The 17629-nt window shown below is 41.4% G+C and carries 15 protein-coding genes and 1 tRNA gene; 8 read left to right on the top strand and 8 right to left on the bottom strand.

What is annotated here, in order from left to right:
• Positions 1 to 11: 11 nt before the first annotated feature.
• The 5 genes from radC to tatC all read right to left on the bottom strand — a co-directional run bounded on the left by radC (position 12) and on the right by tatC (position 3006).
• Entirely contained in the window at positions 12 to 713 is a 702-nt protein-coding gene (radC, locus tag WFY05_RS07940) for a RadC family protein (protein WP_340112246.1), read from the bottom strand.
• A 147-nt stretch (positions 714 to 860) separates the two neighbouring features.
• Positions 861 to 1112, bottom strand: coding sequence for a 30S ribosomal protein S20 (rpsT, locus tag WFY05_RS07945; RefSeq protein ID WP_340112247.1), 252 nt, complete (start codon positions 1110 to 1112; stop codon positions 861 to 863).
• 30 nt (positions 1113 to 1142) lie between these two features.
• Positions 1143 to 1214 (bottom strand) — tRNA-Glu (locus WFY05_RS07950).
• 188 nt (positions 1215 to 1402) lie between these two features.
• Positions 1403 to 2125 (bottom strand): LPS export ABC transporter ATP-binding protein, encoded by a 723-nt coding sequence (gene lptB, locus WFY05_RS07955; RefSeq protein WP_340112248.1) that lies wholly within the window; start codon positions 2123 to 2125, stop codon positions 1403 to 1405.
• A 32-nt stretch (positions 2126 to 2157) separates the two neighbouring features.
• Positions 2158 to 3006, bottom strand: a complete 849-nt coding sequence (gene tatC / locus WFY05_RS07960) for a twin-arginine translocase subunit TatC (protein WP_340112249.1) — start codon at positions 3004 to 3006, stop codon at positions 2158 to 2160.
• A gap of 261 nt (positions 3007 to 3267) precedes the next feature.
• Here tatC and recQ point away from each other — a divergent pair, with 261 nt between their 5' ends.
• A complete protein-coding gene (recQ, locus tag WFY05_RS07965; protein WP_340112251.1) occupies positions 3268 to 5454 on the top strand; it encodes a DNA helicase RecQ in 2187 nt (728 codons plus the stop codon).
• Positions 5455 to 5534: 80 nt separating this feature from the next.
• The gene (gene ahcY, locus WFY05_RS07970) at positions 5535 to 6953 is read left to right on the top strand and encodes an adenosylhomocysteinase (protein ID WP_340112252.1); all 1419 of its coding nucleotides are present in this window, start codon (positions 5535 to 5537) and stop codon (positions 6951 to 6953) included.
• 52 nt (positions 6954 to 7005) lie between these two features.
• Here ahcY and WFY05_RS07975 read toward each other — a convergent pair whose 3' ends face one another.
• Positions 7006 to 7431, bottom strand: coding sequence for a Rieske (2Fe-2S) protein (locus WFY05_RS07975; RefSeq protein WP_340112253.1), 426 nt, complete (start codon positions 7429 to 7431; stop codon positions 7006 to 7008).
• A gap of 56 nt (positions 7432 to 7487) precedes the next feature.
• Here WFY05_RS07975 and WFY05_RS07980 point away from each other — a divergent pair, with 56 nt between their 5' ends.
• The 6 genes from WFY05_RS07980 to WFY05_RS08005 all read left to right on the top strand — a co-directional run bounded on the left by WFY05_RS07980 (position 7488) and on the right by WFY05_RS08005 (position 14055).
• A complete protein-coding gene (locus WFY05_RS07980) occupies positions 7488 to 7880 on the top strand; it encodes a hypothetical protein (RefSeq protein WP_340112254.1) in 393 nt (130 codons plus the stop codon).
• Positions 7881 to 8038: 158 nt separating this feature from the next.
• On the top strand, positions 8039 to 8512 hold the full coding sequence (greA, locus tag WFY05_RS07985) for a transcription elongation factor GreA (protein ID WP_340112255.1): 474 nt from the start codon (positions 8039 to 8041) through the stop codon (positions 8510 to 8512).
• A 5-nt stretch (positions 8513 to 8517) separates the two neighbouring features.
• A complete protein-coding gene (locus tag WFY05_RS07990; protein WP_340112256.1) occupies positions 8518 to 8910 on the top strand; it encodes an HIT family protein in 393 nt (130 codons plus the stop codon).
• A 122-nt stretch (positions 8911 to 9032) separates the two neighbouring features.
• On the top strand, positions 9033 to 12683 hold the full coding sequence (gene dnaE / locus WFY05_RS07995) for a DNA polymerase III subunit alpha (RefSeq protein WP_340112257.1): 3651 nt from the start codon (positions 9033 to 9035) through the stop codon (positions 12681 to 12683).
• 48 nt (positions 12684 to 12731) lie between these two features.
• Positions 12732 to 13049, top strand: coding sequence for a thioredoxin (trxA, locus tag WFY05_RS08000; RefSeq protein ID WP_340112258.1), 318 nt, complete (start codon positions 12732 to 12734; stop codon positions 13047 to 13049).
• Positions 13050 to 13125: 76 nt separating this feature from the next.
• Complete coding sequence (locus WFY05_RS08005) at positions 13126 to 14055, top strand: DUF58 domain-containing protein (RefSeq protein WP_340112259.1); 930 nt, start codon at positions 13126 to 13128, stop codon at positions 14053 to 14055.
• A 101-nt stretch (positions 14056 to 14156) separates the two neighbouring features.
• Here the strand turns inward: WFY05_RS08005 and WFY05_RS08010 are convergent, their stop codons facing one another.
• Both WFY05_RS08010 and WFY05_RS08015 read right to left on the bottom strand, forming a co-directional pair.
• Positions 14157 to 16151, bottom strand: coding sequence for a fasciclin domain-containing protein (locus tag WFY05_RS08010; protein ID WP_340112260.1), 1995 nt, complete (start codon positions 16149 to 16151; stop codon positions 14157 to 14159).
• 474 nt (positions 16152 to 16625) lie between these two features.
• A complete protein-coding gene (locus WFY05_RS08015; RefSeq protein ID WP_340112261.1) occupies positions 16626 to 17483 on the bottom strand; it encodes a YihY/virulence factor BrkB family protein in 858 nt (285 codons plus the stop codon).
• Between the last annotated feature and the right edge of the window lie 146 nt (positions 17484 to 17629).

Below are 17629 nucleotides of genomic sequence, written 5' to 3' on the forward strand. Positions count from 1 at the left end.
TTTATTTGGTTTTAAAGGTTCATCATCCCCTCGTCGGCGAAACTAAGATAGGAGTTTTGTGCGATGATCAGGTGATCGAGGACAGTAATGTCCATGATCTCGGCGGCATTTTTGATTTTTGTGGTAATTTTTAAGTCAGCATCCGAAGCCTGCATGGTTCCCGACGGATGGTTGTGGCAGAGGATTATGGAACTGGCCAGTTTTTCGAGTGCCGTTTTCAGAATAAGCCGAACATCGATCACCGTTCCCGATATTCCTCCCTGGCTGATCATAAACGTATCGATGATTTTATTGCCGCGATTCAGCAACATTACCCAAAATTCTTCGTGGTTCAAATCGCCCAGAACGGGAAAAAAGAAATCGGCAGCATCCTTGCTTCCTCCAATTTTATTTTTGTTGAATACTTCAGCTTCTTTTCTGCGTTTTCCCAATTCGAGTGCGGCAGAAATGGTTACGGCCTTTGCTTCGCCAATACCGTTAAACGCCTGAAGAAAATCAATGTTTTTACGCCCGAGTTCGTTTAAGCTGTTGTCGACTGATGACAGAATACGTTTTGAAAGTTCAACCGCAGTTTCGTCTAGGTTCCCCGAACCAATAAGAATAGCAATAAGTTCGGCATCGGTAAGAGCACGCGAACCTTTGGCGAGTAATTTCTCTCTCGGACGATCCTCGGCTGCCCAATCTTTTATCTTGAGTTTTTTGTATTCGGCCATTAATCTTCGCTTCTTTTCTAAAATTAGCCATAATAAATGGTTTTGAAAAGTGACTGAACAGATTGTGAAACATGTTTAGGGAATTTCCGGGCACAAAAAAACCTCTTCGGATTCCGAAGAGGTTCTGATATATATCGAATTGATTTTTTACAACTGGTTAACCTGTACGGCCAGTTTCGATTTCAGGTTCGAAGCTTTGTTTTTATGAATGATATTGCGTTTTGCCAGTTTATCAATCATAGCCACAACCTGTGGATACATTTTTTCAGCTTCTGCTTTGTCAGTAGCATTACGTAAAGCTTTAATTGCATTACGTGTAGTTTTTGCGTAGTACTTATTGTGTACTCTCTTTTTTTCGTCCTGACGAATTCTTTTTAATGCTGACTTATGATTTGCCATTTTCTTTTTCCTTCTTCATTAAAAAATTAGTAGCCCGTAGGGGATTCGAACCCCTGCTACCAGGATGAAAACCTGGCGTCCTAACCCCTAGACGAACGGGCCTTCCTATTTTATTCCCTTAATTTTGGGACTGCAAAAATACTTCATTTTTGTTATCCACCAAATTTTATAGGAATATTTCAACTAATCTCTGGCACTTTTTCGTTTTAAAAATGCCGTTTTCGATTTTAGCGCTGCAAAGAAAAGCAAGATTTTTGAAACTGCAAATAAAAAATGAAAAAAAATAAGCACTAGCGCAATTCGAAATTTTGCCCTAGATAAACACGCCGAACATCTTCATCGGCAGCAAGTTCCTCAGCCGTACCTGCCTTTAATATGTTCCCTTCAAACAACAGATATGAACGGTCGGTAATGCTTAGTGTTTCGTGAACATTGTGATCGGTGATCAGCACCCCAATGTTTTTTTCTTTTAGTTTTATTACAATTTGCTGGATGTCTTCCACCGCAATGGGATCAACGCCGGCAAAAGGTTCGTCGAGCAATATAAATTTTGGATCGATGGCTAAAGCGCGGGCAATTTCTGTACGTCTGCGTTCTCCGCCTGAAAGTTGGATTCCTTTACTTTTTCGAATGTGTTGCAATCCAAATTCGTCGATTAGCGTTTCCAGTTTTTCTCGCTGGTATTCTTTGGAATAATTGGTGAGTTCGAGTACTGCCCTGATATTGTCTTCGATGCTGAGTTTACGAAATACCGAAGCTTCCTGTGCCAGGTAGCCAATTCCTTTTTTAGCCCGTTTGTATACCGGCAATTTGGTAATGTTCTCATCGTCCAGAAATATTTTTCCGGAAAATGGTTGAATCAAACCAACGATCATGTAGAACGAAGTAGTTTTTCCGGCGCCGTTAGGTCCAAGCAAACCTACAATTTCTCCCTGTTCCACTTCGAAACTCACGCCTTTAACAACGGTACGTTTACGGTATTTCTTGACAATATTTTCTGCTCGAAGTCTCATTTCAGTTCAAATAACGGATTTTTTCTGTGGAATTACATGGCATCCATTTCGATTTCACGTTTTTTAACTACACGACGTGAAATGAAAATGCCAATTTCGTATAGGAATACAAGCGGGAAACAAACCATTATCTGGCTAAAAATATCCGGTGGTGTAATAATGGCCGACAAAAGCAACATTACAATGTACGCATGACGGCGATAGGTTTTCATAAACTGTGGTGTAAGAATTCCCACTTTACTTAGAAAATATGAAAATATAGGAATAAGAAAAACCACGCCTGCCGCCAGCGAAATGGAAGTTACAGAGCCAATGTAGGAGCGCAGATTAATGGTGTTCTCTACCTCGCTGCTCACTTGGTAAGTCCCCAGGAAATGGATGGATAGTGGTACGATCAGAAAATAGCCGAACAACACCCCGGTCAGAAAAAGAAGGGAGGTGAAGAATACAGCGCCACCGGCATGTTTACGTTCGTTTTCGTACAAAGCCGGGCGAATAAAGCGCCAGAATTCGAAAAATACAACAGGCGATGCCAGTATAAATCCGGCAATGATCGATACCATAATATGTGTAGAAAACTGCCCCGCAATTTTAATGCTCTGCATCTTTAATGGTGTCTGGTTAATTTTTACGGCTTCCGAACCAATAAGATCGCCTAATTTGGCAAACATACGGTTGGTCCAGAATTCGGGTAAGCGTGGGCGTAATATAATAGTATCAAACACAAACTGCTTCATTACAAAAGCAACAATGGCAAATACCATAATGGCAGCCGCCGCCCGAACAATGTGCCACCTCAACTCTTCGAGGTGCTCGAGGAATGACATTTCTGCCTCAATCTTTTTTTTGCCTCTTTTTTTCGTGCTTTGTTCTTCGCTCATACTTTATGATGGCTTTTCAGAAAACTTCACAAAAGTAAACGAAATTTTGGCATTTTAAATTTCTTTCACCGAAATGGGAAGGATCGGATTTTATCTCTAACTTAAATGGCATATGCATTTTACATAAAACAGGGACCAAAAACGTATTATGATTTTGCGTGAATTATGGTAAAAAACAATAAAAGTTATTGTGGATTAGTTTAGTTTTAATAAATTAGAAATTTAGTAGACATACAATAGCATATTGTGAGAGAGTAGGTTATGGAGAAGAACATTGTATTAGTAGAACGATTACAGCATTTCTTTGGATTCGATCGTTTTAAGGGACAGCAGGAAGAAGCAATAAAAAGTGTTTTAGAAGGGAAAAATACTTTTGTCCTGATGCCTACCGGAGGTGGGAAATCTTTAATTTATCAGCTTCCGGCTCTTATAATGGATGGTACGGCAATCGTTATCTCGCCATTGATCGCTTTGATGAAAAATCAGGTCGATTCCATCCGCGGAACACACGCCGAAGACAGTGTGGCCCATTTTTTAAATTCTTCGCTGTCGAAAGCAGCAATTACGCAGGTGAAAGAAGATGTACTGGCCGGAAAAACCAAATTACTGTACGTAGCACCTGAATCTTTAACAAAAGAAGAAAACATCGATTTTCTGAAACAGGTAAAGATTTCGTTTTATGCCATCGACGAGGCGCACTGTATCTCTGAATGGGGACATGATTTCAGGCCTGAATACCGTCGGATAAAGCCTATTGTTGAAGAGATCGGACAATCGCCGATTGTGGCTTTAACGGCAACCGCAACGGCGAAAGTTCAGCACGATATTCAGAAAAATCTGGGAATCTTGGATGCAGAGGTCTTTAAGGCATCTTTTAACCGCGAGAATTTGTATTACGAAGTGCGGCCCAAAGTTAAAACTGCTACACAGATCATTAAATTCATTAAGCATAACGAAGGGAAATCGGGGATAATATATTGCCTCAGCCGAAAAAAGGTAGAGGAGTTGGCCGAGACTTTGGTGGTGAACGGCGTTAAAGCATTGCCTTACCATGCCGGAATGGATGCAGCCACGCGCTCCGGAAATCAGGATAAATTCCTGATGGAAGAGGTGGATGTAATAGTGGCAACCATTGCATTTGGAATGGGCATCGATAAACCCGATGTGCGTTTTGTTATTCACTTCGATATTCCTAAAAGTCTGGAAGGTTACTATCAGGAAACCGGTCGTGCCGGTCGTGATGGAGGTGAAGGGAAGTGCATTACTTTTTATAGTTATAAGGACATTCAGAAACTCGAAAAATTTATGCACGGGAAACCGGTGGCCGAACAGGAAATTGGTAAACAACTTCTGCTCGATACTGTGTCGTATGCCGAATCGGCCATTTGCCGCAGGATTGTTCTGTTGCATTATTTCGGCGAAAAATATGAAGCCGAGAATTGTGGCAATTGCGACAATTGTTTGAATCCTAAGGAACAAATAGAAGCAAAGGACGAAATCGTTACCGCACTGAAAGCCATTCTCGAGGTCAACGAAAAATACAAAGGCGATCACATTGCCAATATATTAATAGGGAATAAAACGGCTGCTGTAAAATCGTTTAAGCATTACGAGTTGAAATCGTTTGAACGCGGAAAAGATCACGACGAGCGGTTTTGGAATGCAGTCTTTCGGCAATCGATGGTGGCAGGCATTATAAATAAGGACATCGAGAATTACGGTTTGCTGAAGGTCACTCAAAAAGGGCACGATTTTCTGGAGCATCCTCAAAGTTTCATGCTGGTGAAAAATCACGAGTATGAAGAGGAAGATGAAAGCGGATCGGGAGGTGGTGCACCTTCAGGAGGAGCAAGTGGCGACCCGCAACTGTTTGCAATGCTAAAAGACCTTCGGAAGAAGATAGCCAAGAAGCATAATCTTCCTCCATTTGTCATTTTTCAGGATCCATCGTTGGCCGATATGTCGATTCAATATCCTGTTTCGATTGAAGAATTGCAAAGCATTCAGGGAGTTGGACAGGGAAAGGCACGCCGCTATGGAAAAGAAGTGGTTGCACTGATAAAAAAGTACGTTGACGAAAACGAAATAGAACGACCCGAGGACATGGTGGTACGCTCCGTAGCCAACAAATCAAAAATGAAGGTATTCATCATTCAAAGCATCGACCGCAAGCTTTCGTTCGAAGACATTGCCGATTCCAAAGGACTGGAAGTGAGTGATGTGATTGGAGAAGTGGAGGCGATCGTGAATTCCGGAACAAAATTGAACATTGATTACTATATCAATGACGTTTTGGATGAAGACCATCAGGATGAGATTTTCGAGTATTTCAGGGAAGCCGAAACCGATTCGATCGACGCCGCAGTTGAAGAACTTGGCGAAGATGATTATTCGGCCGACGATATTCGATTGATGCGGGTCAAGTTCTTCTCCGATATGGGGAATTAATCCTTAAAATTTATCTAAAACCTTTTTGTTGCAAAAATTGTTACTTTTGCAGCGAATTTTTCACATGTAAATAATTAAGTATGACAGTTGCAGTAAACGAAACACTAGCCTATAAAGTTGCCGATATTTCATTGGCAGATTTTGGACGCAAGGAAATTGAGATTGCAGAGAAAGAAATGCCCGGCCTAATGGCTGTGCGCAGAAAATTCGGCCCCGAGAAGCCACTGAAAGATGTGCGTGTTATGGGCAGCCTTCATATGACTGTTCAAACAGCGGTTCTGATTGAAACGCTTGCTGAATTAGGCGCTGATGTAAGGTGGTGTAGCTGCAATATTTTTTCGACACAAGACCATGCAGCAGCAGCCATTGCTACAGCAGGAATTCCGGTTTTTGCCTGGAAAGGCGAAACACTTGAAGAATATTGGTGGTGTACACGTGAAGCATTGAGTTTCCCGGATGGAAAAGGACCACAATTAATTGTGGATGACGGAGGCGATGCAACTTTGCTGATCCATAAAGGATATGTTGCTGAAAATGATTCGACAACGCTGGATGTTGAACCCGGCAGTGAAGAAGAAGGCGAAATACTAAAGCTGTTAAAGAAAACACTTGCAGAAGATAATCAGAAATGGCACCGCACGGTTGAAGAATGGAAAGGTGTTTCAGAAGAAACTACCACAGGAGTTCACCGCCTTTACCACATGTTTGATAAAGGAGAATTGCTGGTTCCGGCCATCAATGTTAACGACTCGGTAACCAAATCCAAATTCGATAATCTTTATGGCTGTCGCGAATCGTTGGCTGACGGAATTAAACGAGCCACCGACGTTATGATTGCCGGGAAAGTAGTAGTTGTTGCCGGTTATGGCGATGTGGGTAAAGGTTGTGCACAATCGATGCGCAGCTACGGTGCACGTGTGATCGTTACCGAAATTGACCCGATTTGCGCTTTGCAGGCTGCCATGGAAGGTTTTGAAGTGAAAACCATGGAAGACGCACTCACAGAAGGAAATATTTTTGTTACAACCACCGGAAACAAAGATGTAATAACCGGTGAACACATGGCTGCCATGAAGGATCAGGCTATTGTTTGTAACATCGGTCATTTCGATAACGAAATTCAGGTTTCGCGTCTTGAAAAATGGCCGGGAGTTGCAAAAACAAATATTAAACCTCAGGTTGATAAGTACACCTACGATGACGGACACAGCATTTTCCTGCTGGCCGAAGGACGTTTGGTGAACCTGGGTTGTGCTACGGGGCACCCATCTTTTGTAATGAGTAATTCATTCAGCAATCAAACGCTGGCGCAGATTGAATTATGGAAGAATAACTATGAGGTTGGCGTTTACACTTTACCAAAACACCTTGATGAAGAAGTAGCCCGTTTGCATCTGGAGCAGTTGGGTGTGAAACTCACTAAGCTGACCGAAGAGCAGGCTGCCTACATCGGAGTTCCGAAAGAAGGTCCGTTTAAGCCTGAGCATTACAGGTACTAAAAATAGTACTGATAAAATATTGAAACGGGTCTTCAGTTTTGGAGACCCGTTTTTAATTGTATACCCTGAGAATGTTCCCGTACAACGACGTTTTGTATTGTTTTAAGGGTGCTGAAGCAGGTCCGTCGGAAGGATAGCCACCGATAAGAATAAACTGCGATTCGCAGCACGAACAAATTCCCAGCAGACCTTCATTTAAAACTTTACAACTGCTGTTGATTTCGTTTGTGCACGCAGCATCAAAAGCATAATATGAACCTTCGGTTTCGCAGTACACAATGATACCTCCAAAACCAACTCCCGGGGAATACAGCGAATTCCCCGGTATAGTCAGCTCGTTGTTAATTGAAAGGTTGATGGGTAGATTTACATAAACATCAGGAATCTGCGAATCGACTTTGTCACACGACGAATTCATTAGCACCAACATCGTAAAAATCAATAAATACTTCCCGCTTTTCAAGACCAACTCCTTCATTTTTATTATTTTTACTGAAACATCAAAAATAGCAATTTATTGCTTCGACTAGTTTTATGGATGATCTGATCGTAATAATATTGACCCTTGTAGTTGCCGTTATCGGTATTATCGGGCAGCGGAACAAGCGAAAAATTCAACAGGGGCAAGCACCGTCACCCGGTGCAAATCAACCCATGGATTTGTGGGATGCGATCATGGGAGAGGAAGATCGTCGTCCGGAATACCAGCCACAACAGGAAGTTGAAGAACAGGAGCTTATTGAACAACCCAAAGAAAAACCAAGAGGATACGAGTTTGTTCCCAGCAGCGAAGGCACCTCAGAAATTGAAGAAGAGTTGCGAAAAGCGGTGCAGAAAAAACCTAAAAAAGTGAAAGTTGACGGTGAGGATTTTTCCCTTCGAAAAGCAGTTATCTATCAGGAGATAATGAATCGAAAATATACCTAATCGACTATAAATCACTCATTATTAAGATTTTTTCTACGGGATTAACAGAGTTTTAAATAAAATATTTACTTTTGCAAAAGGAAGGGTCCCGGAATCTCCGGGATTCTTTCTGTTTTTTTATAGTATAACAAGAGAGTAATTGAAAAGGAGGATCAGAAATGTCTGATGTAACATATTTAACACAGGACGGATTAAATAAGCTCAAGAAAGAACTTGAGCATTTAATGAGCGTAGAACGACCAAAAATCTCGAAACAAATTGGTGAAGCCATCGAGAAAGGCGATATATCGGAAAATGCCGAATACGATGCAGCTAAAGATGCCCAGGGAATGCTTGAGGCAAAGATTTCCAGATTAAAATCGAAAGTGGCCAATGCCCGTATCCTGGATGAATCGAAAATCGACACTTCCAAAGTGCAGATTCTGAATATTGTAACCATTAAGAACCAGAAGAACAAAGCTACAATGAAGTACACGCTGGTTCCGGAAAGTGAAGCCAACCTGAAAGAAGGTAAGCTTTCGGTTGAAACACCGATTGCAAAAGGACTGATGGGAAAGAAAGTGGGCGATGTTGTTGAAATAAAAGTGCCATCAGGTATTATTCCGTTCGAAATCGTTGACATTTCAATTTAAAGAAAATGGCAAGCATTTTTACTAAAATAATAAACGGCGAAATCCCTTCTTATAAGGTGGCAGAAGACGAGAACTATTTTGCGTTTCTCGATATTTTTCCAACCGCGAAAGGACACACTTTGGTCATTCCGAAAAAGGAAGTGGATTATATTTTCGATCTTGATGATCAAACTTATGCTGGTTTGCAAATGTTTGCCAAAAAAGTGGCCAAAGGCCTCGGAAAAGCTGTTCCCTGTGTAAAAGTAGGGATTATGGTGCTGGGGCTCGAAGTGCGCCACGCACATATACATTTGGTCCCCATGCAAAGCGAACACGATTTGCTGAACTTTACCGACAAAACAAAGTTTCCGCCTGAGGAAATGGAGCAACTGGCAAAACTAATTGCTGAAAATATTTAATATCAGCCCTGACATCTCGTCAGGGCTTTTTTTGCCCTTTCAATCTTTCAAAATTTATCAACACGCCCCAATTCAGGCTTTAAAATTCCTAACTTTAAAGGACGTTTTTTTATACAAATTTTATGGTTCCTTTTATACACTTACACGTACATTCGCAGTATTCAATCCTCGATGGAGCAGCCAGCGTTAATGATCTGATAACCAAGGCCAAAAGTGATAAAATGAATGCCCTGGCGCTCACCGATCACGGAACCATGTTCGGGATCAAGGAGTTTCATGCAGCTTGTGGAAAAAACGACATCAAACCAATTTTGGGTTGCGAAACATATGTAGCTTCTAGAAGCATTGCCGATAAATCGGATAAAGTCGACCGCTCAGGTCATCACCTGATTCTGCTGGCTAAAAACAAAACAGGATACCGTAATCTTATTAAGCTGATTTCGGTAGCCAGTACCGATGGATTTTACTATAAACCAAGGATAGATAAAGCATTGCTTGAACAGCACCACGAAGGATTGATCGCTTCTTCCGCCTGTCTGGGTGGCGAAATCGCGCAACTGATCATGAACAACCACATGCAGGATGCGGAAGACTCAATTCTGTGGTACAAGAAATTATTTGGTGACGATTACTACCTGGAATTGATGCGACATCCTGCCCTTTCGCAGCGAGAGCGCGAGGAAGTATACGATAACCAGGTAGAAGTAAACAAACACCTGATAAAGCTTTCGAAAAAACTGGGCGTAAAACTTGTGGCCACCAACGATATTCACTTTACCAACGAAAAAGATGCCGACGCACACGACTTGCTGATTTGTCTGAATACGGGTAAAGATTTTGATGATCCCAACCGAATGCGCTATACCAAGCAGGAATGGTTTAAAACGCAGGCCGAAATGAACGAGTTGTTCAGCGATGTTCCCGAAGCCCTGAAAAATACAAAAGAGGTTGCGGAAAAAATTGAAAATTTTGAGCTGGATACGGCCCCAATTATGCCGGTATTCCCCATTCCTGATGAAATTGGAACGGAAGAAGGATTCAAACAGAAGTATTCGCCCGACGATTTAAAAAAGGAATTTGGCGAGGCCGCGTTTGATCGATTGGGAGGTTACGAAAAGGTGATCCGTGTAAAGCTTGAATCAGCTTACCTTGAGCATCTCACCATTGAAGGAGCCAAAGAGCGTTACGGCGATCCCCTGGATGAAAAGGTATTCGATCGCTTAAATTTTGAATTGGACACCATAAAAACTATGGGATATCCCGGGTACTTTCTTATCACCCAGGATTTCATCAACTGGGCAAAAGAAAATGGTGTTCTTGTGGGACCCGGACGTGGATCGGCAGCCGGGGCAGCAGTTTCATATTGTTGCGGAATTACCAACATCGATCCGATAAAGTACGATCTGCTTTTTGAGCGTTTCCTTAATCCCGATCGTATTTCACTCCCCGATGTCGATATCGATTTTGATGACGACGGACGACAACTCGTACTCGACTATGTAACCGAAAAATACGGACGCGATAAAGTAGCCCACATCTGTACTTTTGGCACCATGGCTACAAAATCAGCCATTCGCGATGTAGCACGTGTGTTGAAACTTCCTTTACCCGAAGCAGATCGGTTAGCAAAACTGGTTCCGGATGCTCCGAAAATGAGTTTTAAGAAAGCTTTTAAAGAAAGCCCCGACCTCCAAAAGGAAAAAGAATCGAGTATTGAGCTGGTGTCGCAAACCATCAACTTTGCGGAAACGCTTGAAGGTTCGGTGCGGCAAACAGGCGTTCATGCCTGCGGAATTCTTATCAGTCGCGATCCGCTGTCGAACCATATTCCGTTAATGCCAACCAAGGATGAGGAAAACCTCCTGACAACACAGTACGATGGTCGTTTTGTGGAAGACATCGGTTTGCTGAAAATGGACTTCCTTGGGCTGAAAACGCTTTCCATCATAAAAGAAACGCTGGAGAATATTCGTTTGTCGATAGGCATTGAAATTGATATAGACAACATCCCGCCAGATGATGAAAAAACTTTCGAGCTCTTTAGCCACGGTGAAACCACCGCTATTTTTCAGTTCGAATCCGACGGAATGAAAAAGCATTTGCGCGATTTGAAACCTAACCGTTTCGAGGATCTTGTGGCTATGAACGCCCTCTATCGTCCGGGGCCGATGGAATACATTCCGGATTATATCGATCGAAAACATGGTCGGAAAAAAGTGGAATACGACCTGCCAATGATGGAAGAATACCTCAGCGATACCTATGGGATTACGGTATTTCAGGAGCAGGTTATGTTACTCTCGCGACTTTTGGCCGGTTTTACCCGCGGCGATTCCGATTCGCTGCGAAAGGCAATGGGAAAAAAGATCATTGCCATGATGGAGAAGCTGAAAGAAAAGTTTGTGGCGGGTTGTAAGGCCAATTTCAGGTTTACCGACGAATGTAAGAATGTAGGAAAAAAGCCGGACATTGTCATTGAGAAGATCTGGAAAGACTGGGAAGCATTTGCCTCTTATGCTTTTAACAAATCGCATTCGGTTTGTTATGCGCATATTGCTTACCAAACCGGTTATTTGAAAGCACATTATCCGGCAGAATTTATGGCGGCCAACCTGAGTCGAAACCTCAATAACATTACCGATATCACCAAGTTGATGACCGAATGCAAACGCATGAAACTTAACGTGCTTGGTCCGGATGTGAACGAGAGTTTTATCAAGTTTACCGCGAATAAAGACGGTGATATTCGTTTTGGAATGGGAGCCATTAAAGGAGTTGGTTCCGGCGCTGTTCAGAACATTATCGACACACGTGAAAAAATTGATGGTTTCAAGTCCATTTACGATGTAGTTGAAAATGTGAGTTTACAGAGTGTAAATAAGAAAAACCTCGAAGCACTGGCCATGGCCGGAGCTTTTGATAATTTGAATGGAATAAAACGCAGTTGCTTTTTTGCCGGTGAAAATGAAAACGACGATACCAATTTTATTGAAAAACTGATTCGCTACGGAAATAAAATGCAGCTCGAAGCCAACAGTGCTCAACAAAGTTTGTTTGGCGGAATGGGAGGTGGTTCCGGTGTGCAAAAACCTGCAATACCGGATGTGGAAGAATGGGCGAAACTCATTCTGCTCGAGAAAGAGAAGAACTTTATCGGCATTTACTTAACGGCACATCCGCTTGACGATTACAAACTGGAGATCAATAATTTCTGCTCGAGAGACGTGGCCCTGAAAGACCTGAACAACGACATTGAAAAGTATAAGGACCGGGACCTGGTTTTTGGTGGAATGGTAACAGCAGCCCGCGAGGGACAGTCGAAAAATGGCAACATGTATGCCACTTTAACACTCTCGGATTATACCGATTCAAAAGAGATCTTTTTTTTTGGCAACGACTATGTTAACTTCAGTAAATTCTGCAAGGTAGGTCTTTTTATTATGGTGAAAGGAACCGTGAAGTCCAGGTTTGGTAGTAACGATTATTACGAGTACAAAGTAAACAGCATCGAATTGTTGAATGATGTCAGGTCGAGCTACGTAAAAAGCATAACCATTAATGTTCCGTTGCCAGTGCTTACAAAAAAACTGGTATCCGACATTCAGAAACTTTCGAAGGAACACCAGGGAAAAGCACTTTTAAAGTTCAACGTGTTCGACCCCGAGAACAATATGCATCTTGAAATGTTTTCAAGAACAACTAAGATACATCCCTCCGATGCTTTCCTTAACTTTTTTGAAGGTCAGTCGGATATGAGTTACAGAATTAATTAGTTTTGCGAATTATAAGAACAGAATAACGAATAAAAAAACAATTTAATTATGGCTTTAGAAATTACAGATGCCAACTTTGAAGAGTTGGTTATGAATTCGGATAAACCGGTAATGCTTGATTTTTGGGCTGTTTGGTGTGGCCCGTGTCGTATGATCGCTCCTATTGTTGAAGAAATGACTGGAGAATATGATGGTAAAGCAGTTATTGGTAAAGTAGATGTGGACAACAATCAGGAAGTTGCCATGAAATACGGTATCCGCAACATCCCAACCGTTCTTTTTGTGAAAAACGGCGAGGTAGTTGACAAACAGGTTGGTGCAGCACCTAAACAGGTGTTTACTGCCAAACTTGACGCGCTGCTGTAATCGTCAATATTAAATATTTTCACCGGGTGACTCGATTTGTAACATTGCGTCACCCGGTGAATTCCTTTTTTGAGATTTGAAAAACATTTTCGACATAGAACAGTTTCATCAGTTCGATAATCTCGGATTGATCGCCCATGAAGTGGTAGAAGGTTTTATAACCGGATTGCATCGAAGTCCGTTTCATGGATTCTCGGTGGAGTTTGCCGAACATCGCTTATACAACCAGGGCGAATCGACCAAGCACATCGACTGGAAACTCTATGCCCGAACCGATAAATTGTTTGTAAAACAGTACGAAGAGGAAACCAACTTGCGTTGCCAGGTGGTTATCGACACATCTTCGTCGATGTTGTTTCCCTATTCGAAAGGTAGTAAACATTTACACAATAAACTGGCTTTCTCGGTGTACACCGCAGCTGCTTTGATCTACCTGATGCGCAAGCAGCGCGATGCAGTGGGTCTAACGCTTTTTTCTGAGGAGATCGAGTTTCAAAGTACTCCGCGTATTTCTTCGGTGAATGCCGAGATCATGTACAGCAAGCTTTCTGAATTGATCCAGCCCGAAAACGCACACCTGCGCAAAAACACCAACACGACCGATGTGCTGCACCAGATTGCGGAGAACATTCACAAACGCTCGCTGGTGATCATTTTCAGTGATATGCTCGACAGCCAGAAGACCGAAGAACTTTTTTCGGCGCTGCAACATTTGCGCTACAACAAACACGAGGTCATTTTATTTCATGTAACGGATCATTCGCTCGAGCGTGAGTTTGAATTCTCCAATCGTCCGCACAAATTCGTCGACCTCGAAAGTGGACAGGTGGTTAAGTTTAATCCATGGGAAGTCAAGAAGCACTACGTTTCTACAGTAAAAGATTACTTTGAAGATCTGAAAGTAAAGTGCGGCCAGTACCAGATCGATCTGGCCGAAGCCGACATCAATAAAGATTTTAAAGAGGTGCTGTTTTCTTATTTGGTGAAGCGGAAGAAGTTGTTTTAAATTGATATTGACTTTTGTCGTACTTTACTCCCGTTCGACAGCTAAATACATATGATCTCTTCAGGGCATCGAGCTGCTTTCAGATCTTAGTAATAACTCATCTAGTAGATATCTTCATATTCCAACACTTCCAAAGGAACAAACTCCAGCCAGTCAAAATGAAACTGTCCTGATTTCACGGCAACTACTCTGAATCTATGTGTTGTCATCTCGTCGAACGTGAAAATACCAAGTATTCGGCGCAGACAATTTTCCTGATATCTAACGTTAGAGTTATATGCATCGCCATAATATGTAGGGGAAAGAGTTTTAAAGGTTGCCGGCGCTTTCATGTAACCTCTGTTGCGCATCGCTTTGTCATTTTCGTATCCATATGGGTCATCACTATCCGAACCTGGCCTCACATAGCCGATCTTTGGGTCAGAGGCCAATATTCTTAAGTCTAAAGGTATTCCTACCGGATAGTCATCGAAATACAGTTGGGCTACTCCCCTGTTATTGGTAGCATGGTATCCAAACCTAACTTCATAAGTCCCTTTGGGAATAGGTAGTGTAATGGCCTCAAAATCATACAGTCCATCGGCACGCACCTCATCACCCATGTAATCGGGCCACCTGTCGTCTGAATCGCAGTACAACAGGGCAGAGGTATTCGAGCCTTTAAATCTTTCAAAATAACCTTGCGGAAAGAACCAACCCTGAGAAGGATATTCAGGTGTTCCGTGGCCAATCCTTATACGATTATTGGTAAGCTCGTAGAAGAAACTTGCAGGATTCATTCTTAATCTTTTACTGGCTAACATTTGTTCTACCATAGGGGAATAGACCAGAATGTCATCTATTTCGTGGTATATACCATTAATTGCATCATTATCATAATTATCCCGATTGATGCGAATAGCTGTTGCAGGATCGTCATTCACCATGTTAAACACGTTGAATTCATCGAACATATCACCGGCACCAAGAAGGGTTCTTACTTCTATCAAGGTATTGGCACACATTGGTTCCATGTATTCAAACATATCGAAAGTGCGAATCGCATGACCAGTATTAGGTGTACTGCCCGAATTAAAATACTGGTATATGAACAAATTCCAGGGAAGTTTTTTTGCAATTAAATGATATCCTATAAAACGGTTCAAACTGTTTCTCGGATCGGTTGGATCTGAAATACCGGCATCCTGTGGATATATTTCATCGTAAATTTCACTGGCCTTTTTCTTAATCCCTTCAATATCGGTAATGCCATATTTTTCATTTAAAGTTGCATCGCTTGGCATCAAAGCGGTGAATCCATATTTTTTTGATTGTGGTATCCGGTATAGTCTTCCAAGTGTCCAGAATTCTCCATCAACAGCAGTTCCTCCCAATCCATTAGGTAAAGATAAAGGTGGAACATAAGATTCATCTTCAATGGGTGTGAGCTTTTGGTCAAAGCCTGTAAGCACCAATGCCTCTGCAAATAGTTTAAAATTCTCATCGGCCAATATCACTTCGTCGAGTCTCAATGCCGTATGTATTATAACATTATCAACAATGTGTATTAATCCATTGTGTACTTCAACATCAGAATCGGTTATTAAAGAAGAAGAATTCAACCGATATTCAAATAATCCTTCGAAATCGACTTTTATGTTTCGGCCGCTCATTGTTTGGTTTAACAGTGAAGCGCCATTTACAAATTCTTTGCTTGTTACCTCAAATCCTTTAATAATGTGGTCGAAAGCAATTTCTCTTAACTCTTCCACCGTAAAATCATCAAGTGTTTTTCCCTTTGCCTCGTAATACTTTTGCATTCCTTCATTCGAAGGGACAAAGCAGGTGTATTTCCCATAAGCATTCAATAAGGGCATAACCCCACTTTTTTCGAGTAACAGAGCAAATTCTGAATATGATTCAGGCCTATTGGTAATATACTGACCTGCTGTTTCCCCTTTAAAGGTATAGTATGATTCTTCCGGTATTTCTTCAACACAGGAAGGGGACAACAGTGACATTATCAGCATAATAAGCATTAAGCTCTTCGAAAACCTTTTAGAGTGTTGGAAACCTAGAATTTGGCAAACTTGATTTCCTATTTTATTAGTTTGCATATTAGTCTTAATATTGGTAATTGCTGTTTTGTTATTAAACAAATTAAGAGTCAAATATACAAATAAATAGTCTAGTCAAAGATTGGTTTTTCGTCTCAGGCAATGATGGAATTCGTTAAAATCGCAAAATACTGCTATATACAATCACTTTGTTCGTGTGCGTTATGAACCTGATTATTTGATACAAATGATTGCCGATAATATTAAGTTATGCAGGTTGCTGAAAAACCAATGGGTTTTAACTTAGGAAAATAGCTACTCAAATGCTTGAAAGATGACATTATTAGAAAATTAAAGTGGCATAACGCCGCTTAAAATGAATGGTTAAGTTCCCCTTCAAAGGAGTAAATAGATTATTTTTTGGAAGAAAAGGATTTTAAAGCGGTGGTTCTTTCTTGCCTCTTGAAACGGGAAAAATTGTTCTAAATGTCGTTGCACACGACGGATCAGGTACTCGATATCTCATAAAACCGGTTATTCAGCTTTTGAAATTTTGAAGGGCTCGGCAAAATTGAGTGGCTTTTGTTTGTGCCCGTAATAATTTGAAAACTGGTAGCAGATCTCAACACCGAAGTAAAAAATTAACGAGACATAATATACCCATAAAAGTAAAATAATGAGCGAGCTGGCAGCTCCGTATATTACTCCCAACTGACTATTCCCAATAATAAATCCGATTAAATATTTACCCAGGAAAAAAAGCAGGGTGGTAAATCCGGCTCCAAACCAGCTGGCGTTCCAGCGTACCGTTACATCGGGCAAAAATCGGTATATAAATGCAAAAACAGTAGTTGTAAGCAACAAGGACAATAACAGCCTTGCAACATTGATCGATACCACGAACTGCGCACCAAAAAGATTGGAGAGGTAGTCGTGTAATATACTAACGGAAGCTTCAATCATTAGCGAAATAATAAGAACAAGACCTAGACTAAGGATCATTCCAAAAGAAAACATCCGGTCGCGCACAAGTTTAAGCAGGTTCAACTTCAATTTTGCTTTTACACGAATTCGCCAGATGTAGTTGATCGAGTTTTGCATGATACTAAAAAGTGTGGTGGCTGAAAACAGGAAAATAGCAATACCGATTACGGCGCCAATTCCGCTTTTTTCAATAATCTGATAGTTACTTATGGCAGTTTGCAGTAACTGACTGCTCTCTTTCCCGATTAGGCTGTTGAGTTCGTTGAAAAGTTTAGTCCGAATTACAGCATCGTTGGCAAATAAACCAAATACGGATATGATGATAATGAGCATCGGAGCGATAGAAAAAATGGTAAAATATGCGGTTGTGCCGGCCATTCCAATCGGATTGTTGGATTTAAAATGCACAAAGGCCTTTTTTAAAATTTTCAGACGGTTTATTACCCGTTGTCTCAATCTCCTTTTTCCCATTTTTAATTAACGTCAGTTCGACATAAGAAACACAATAATTTATTAGAAAAGAAACAAGGTTTTGTTTATATTTAAGTATCTCA

Source organism: Maribellus mangrovi (genome assembly GCF_037646455.1).
GTDB lineage: Bacteria > Bacteroidota > Bacteroidia > Bacteroidales > Prolixibacteraceae > Draconibacterium > Draconibacterium mangrovi_A.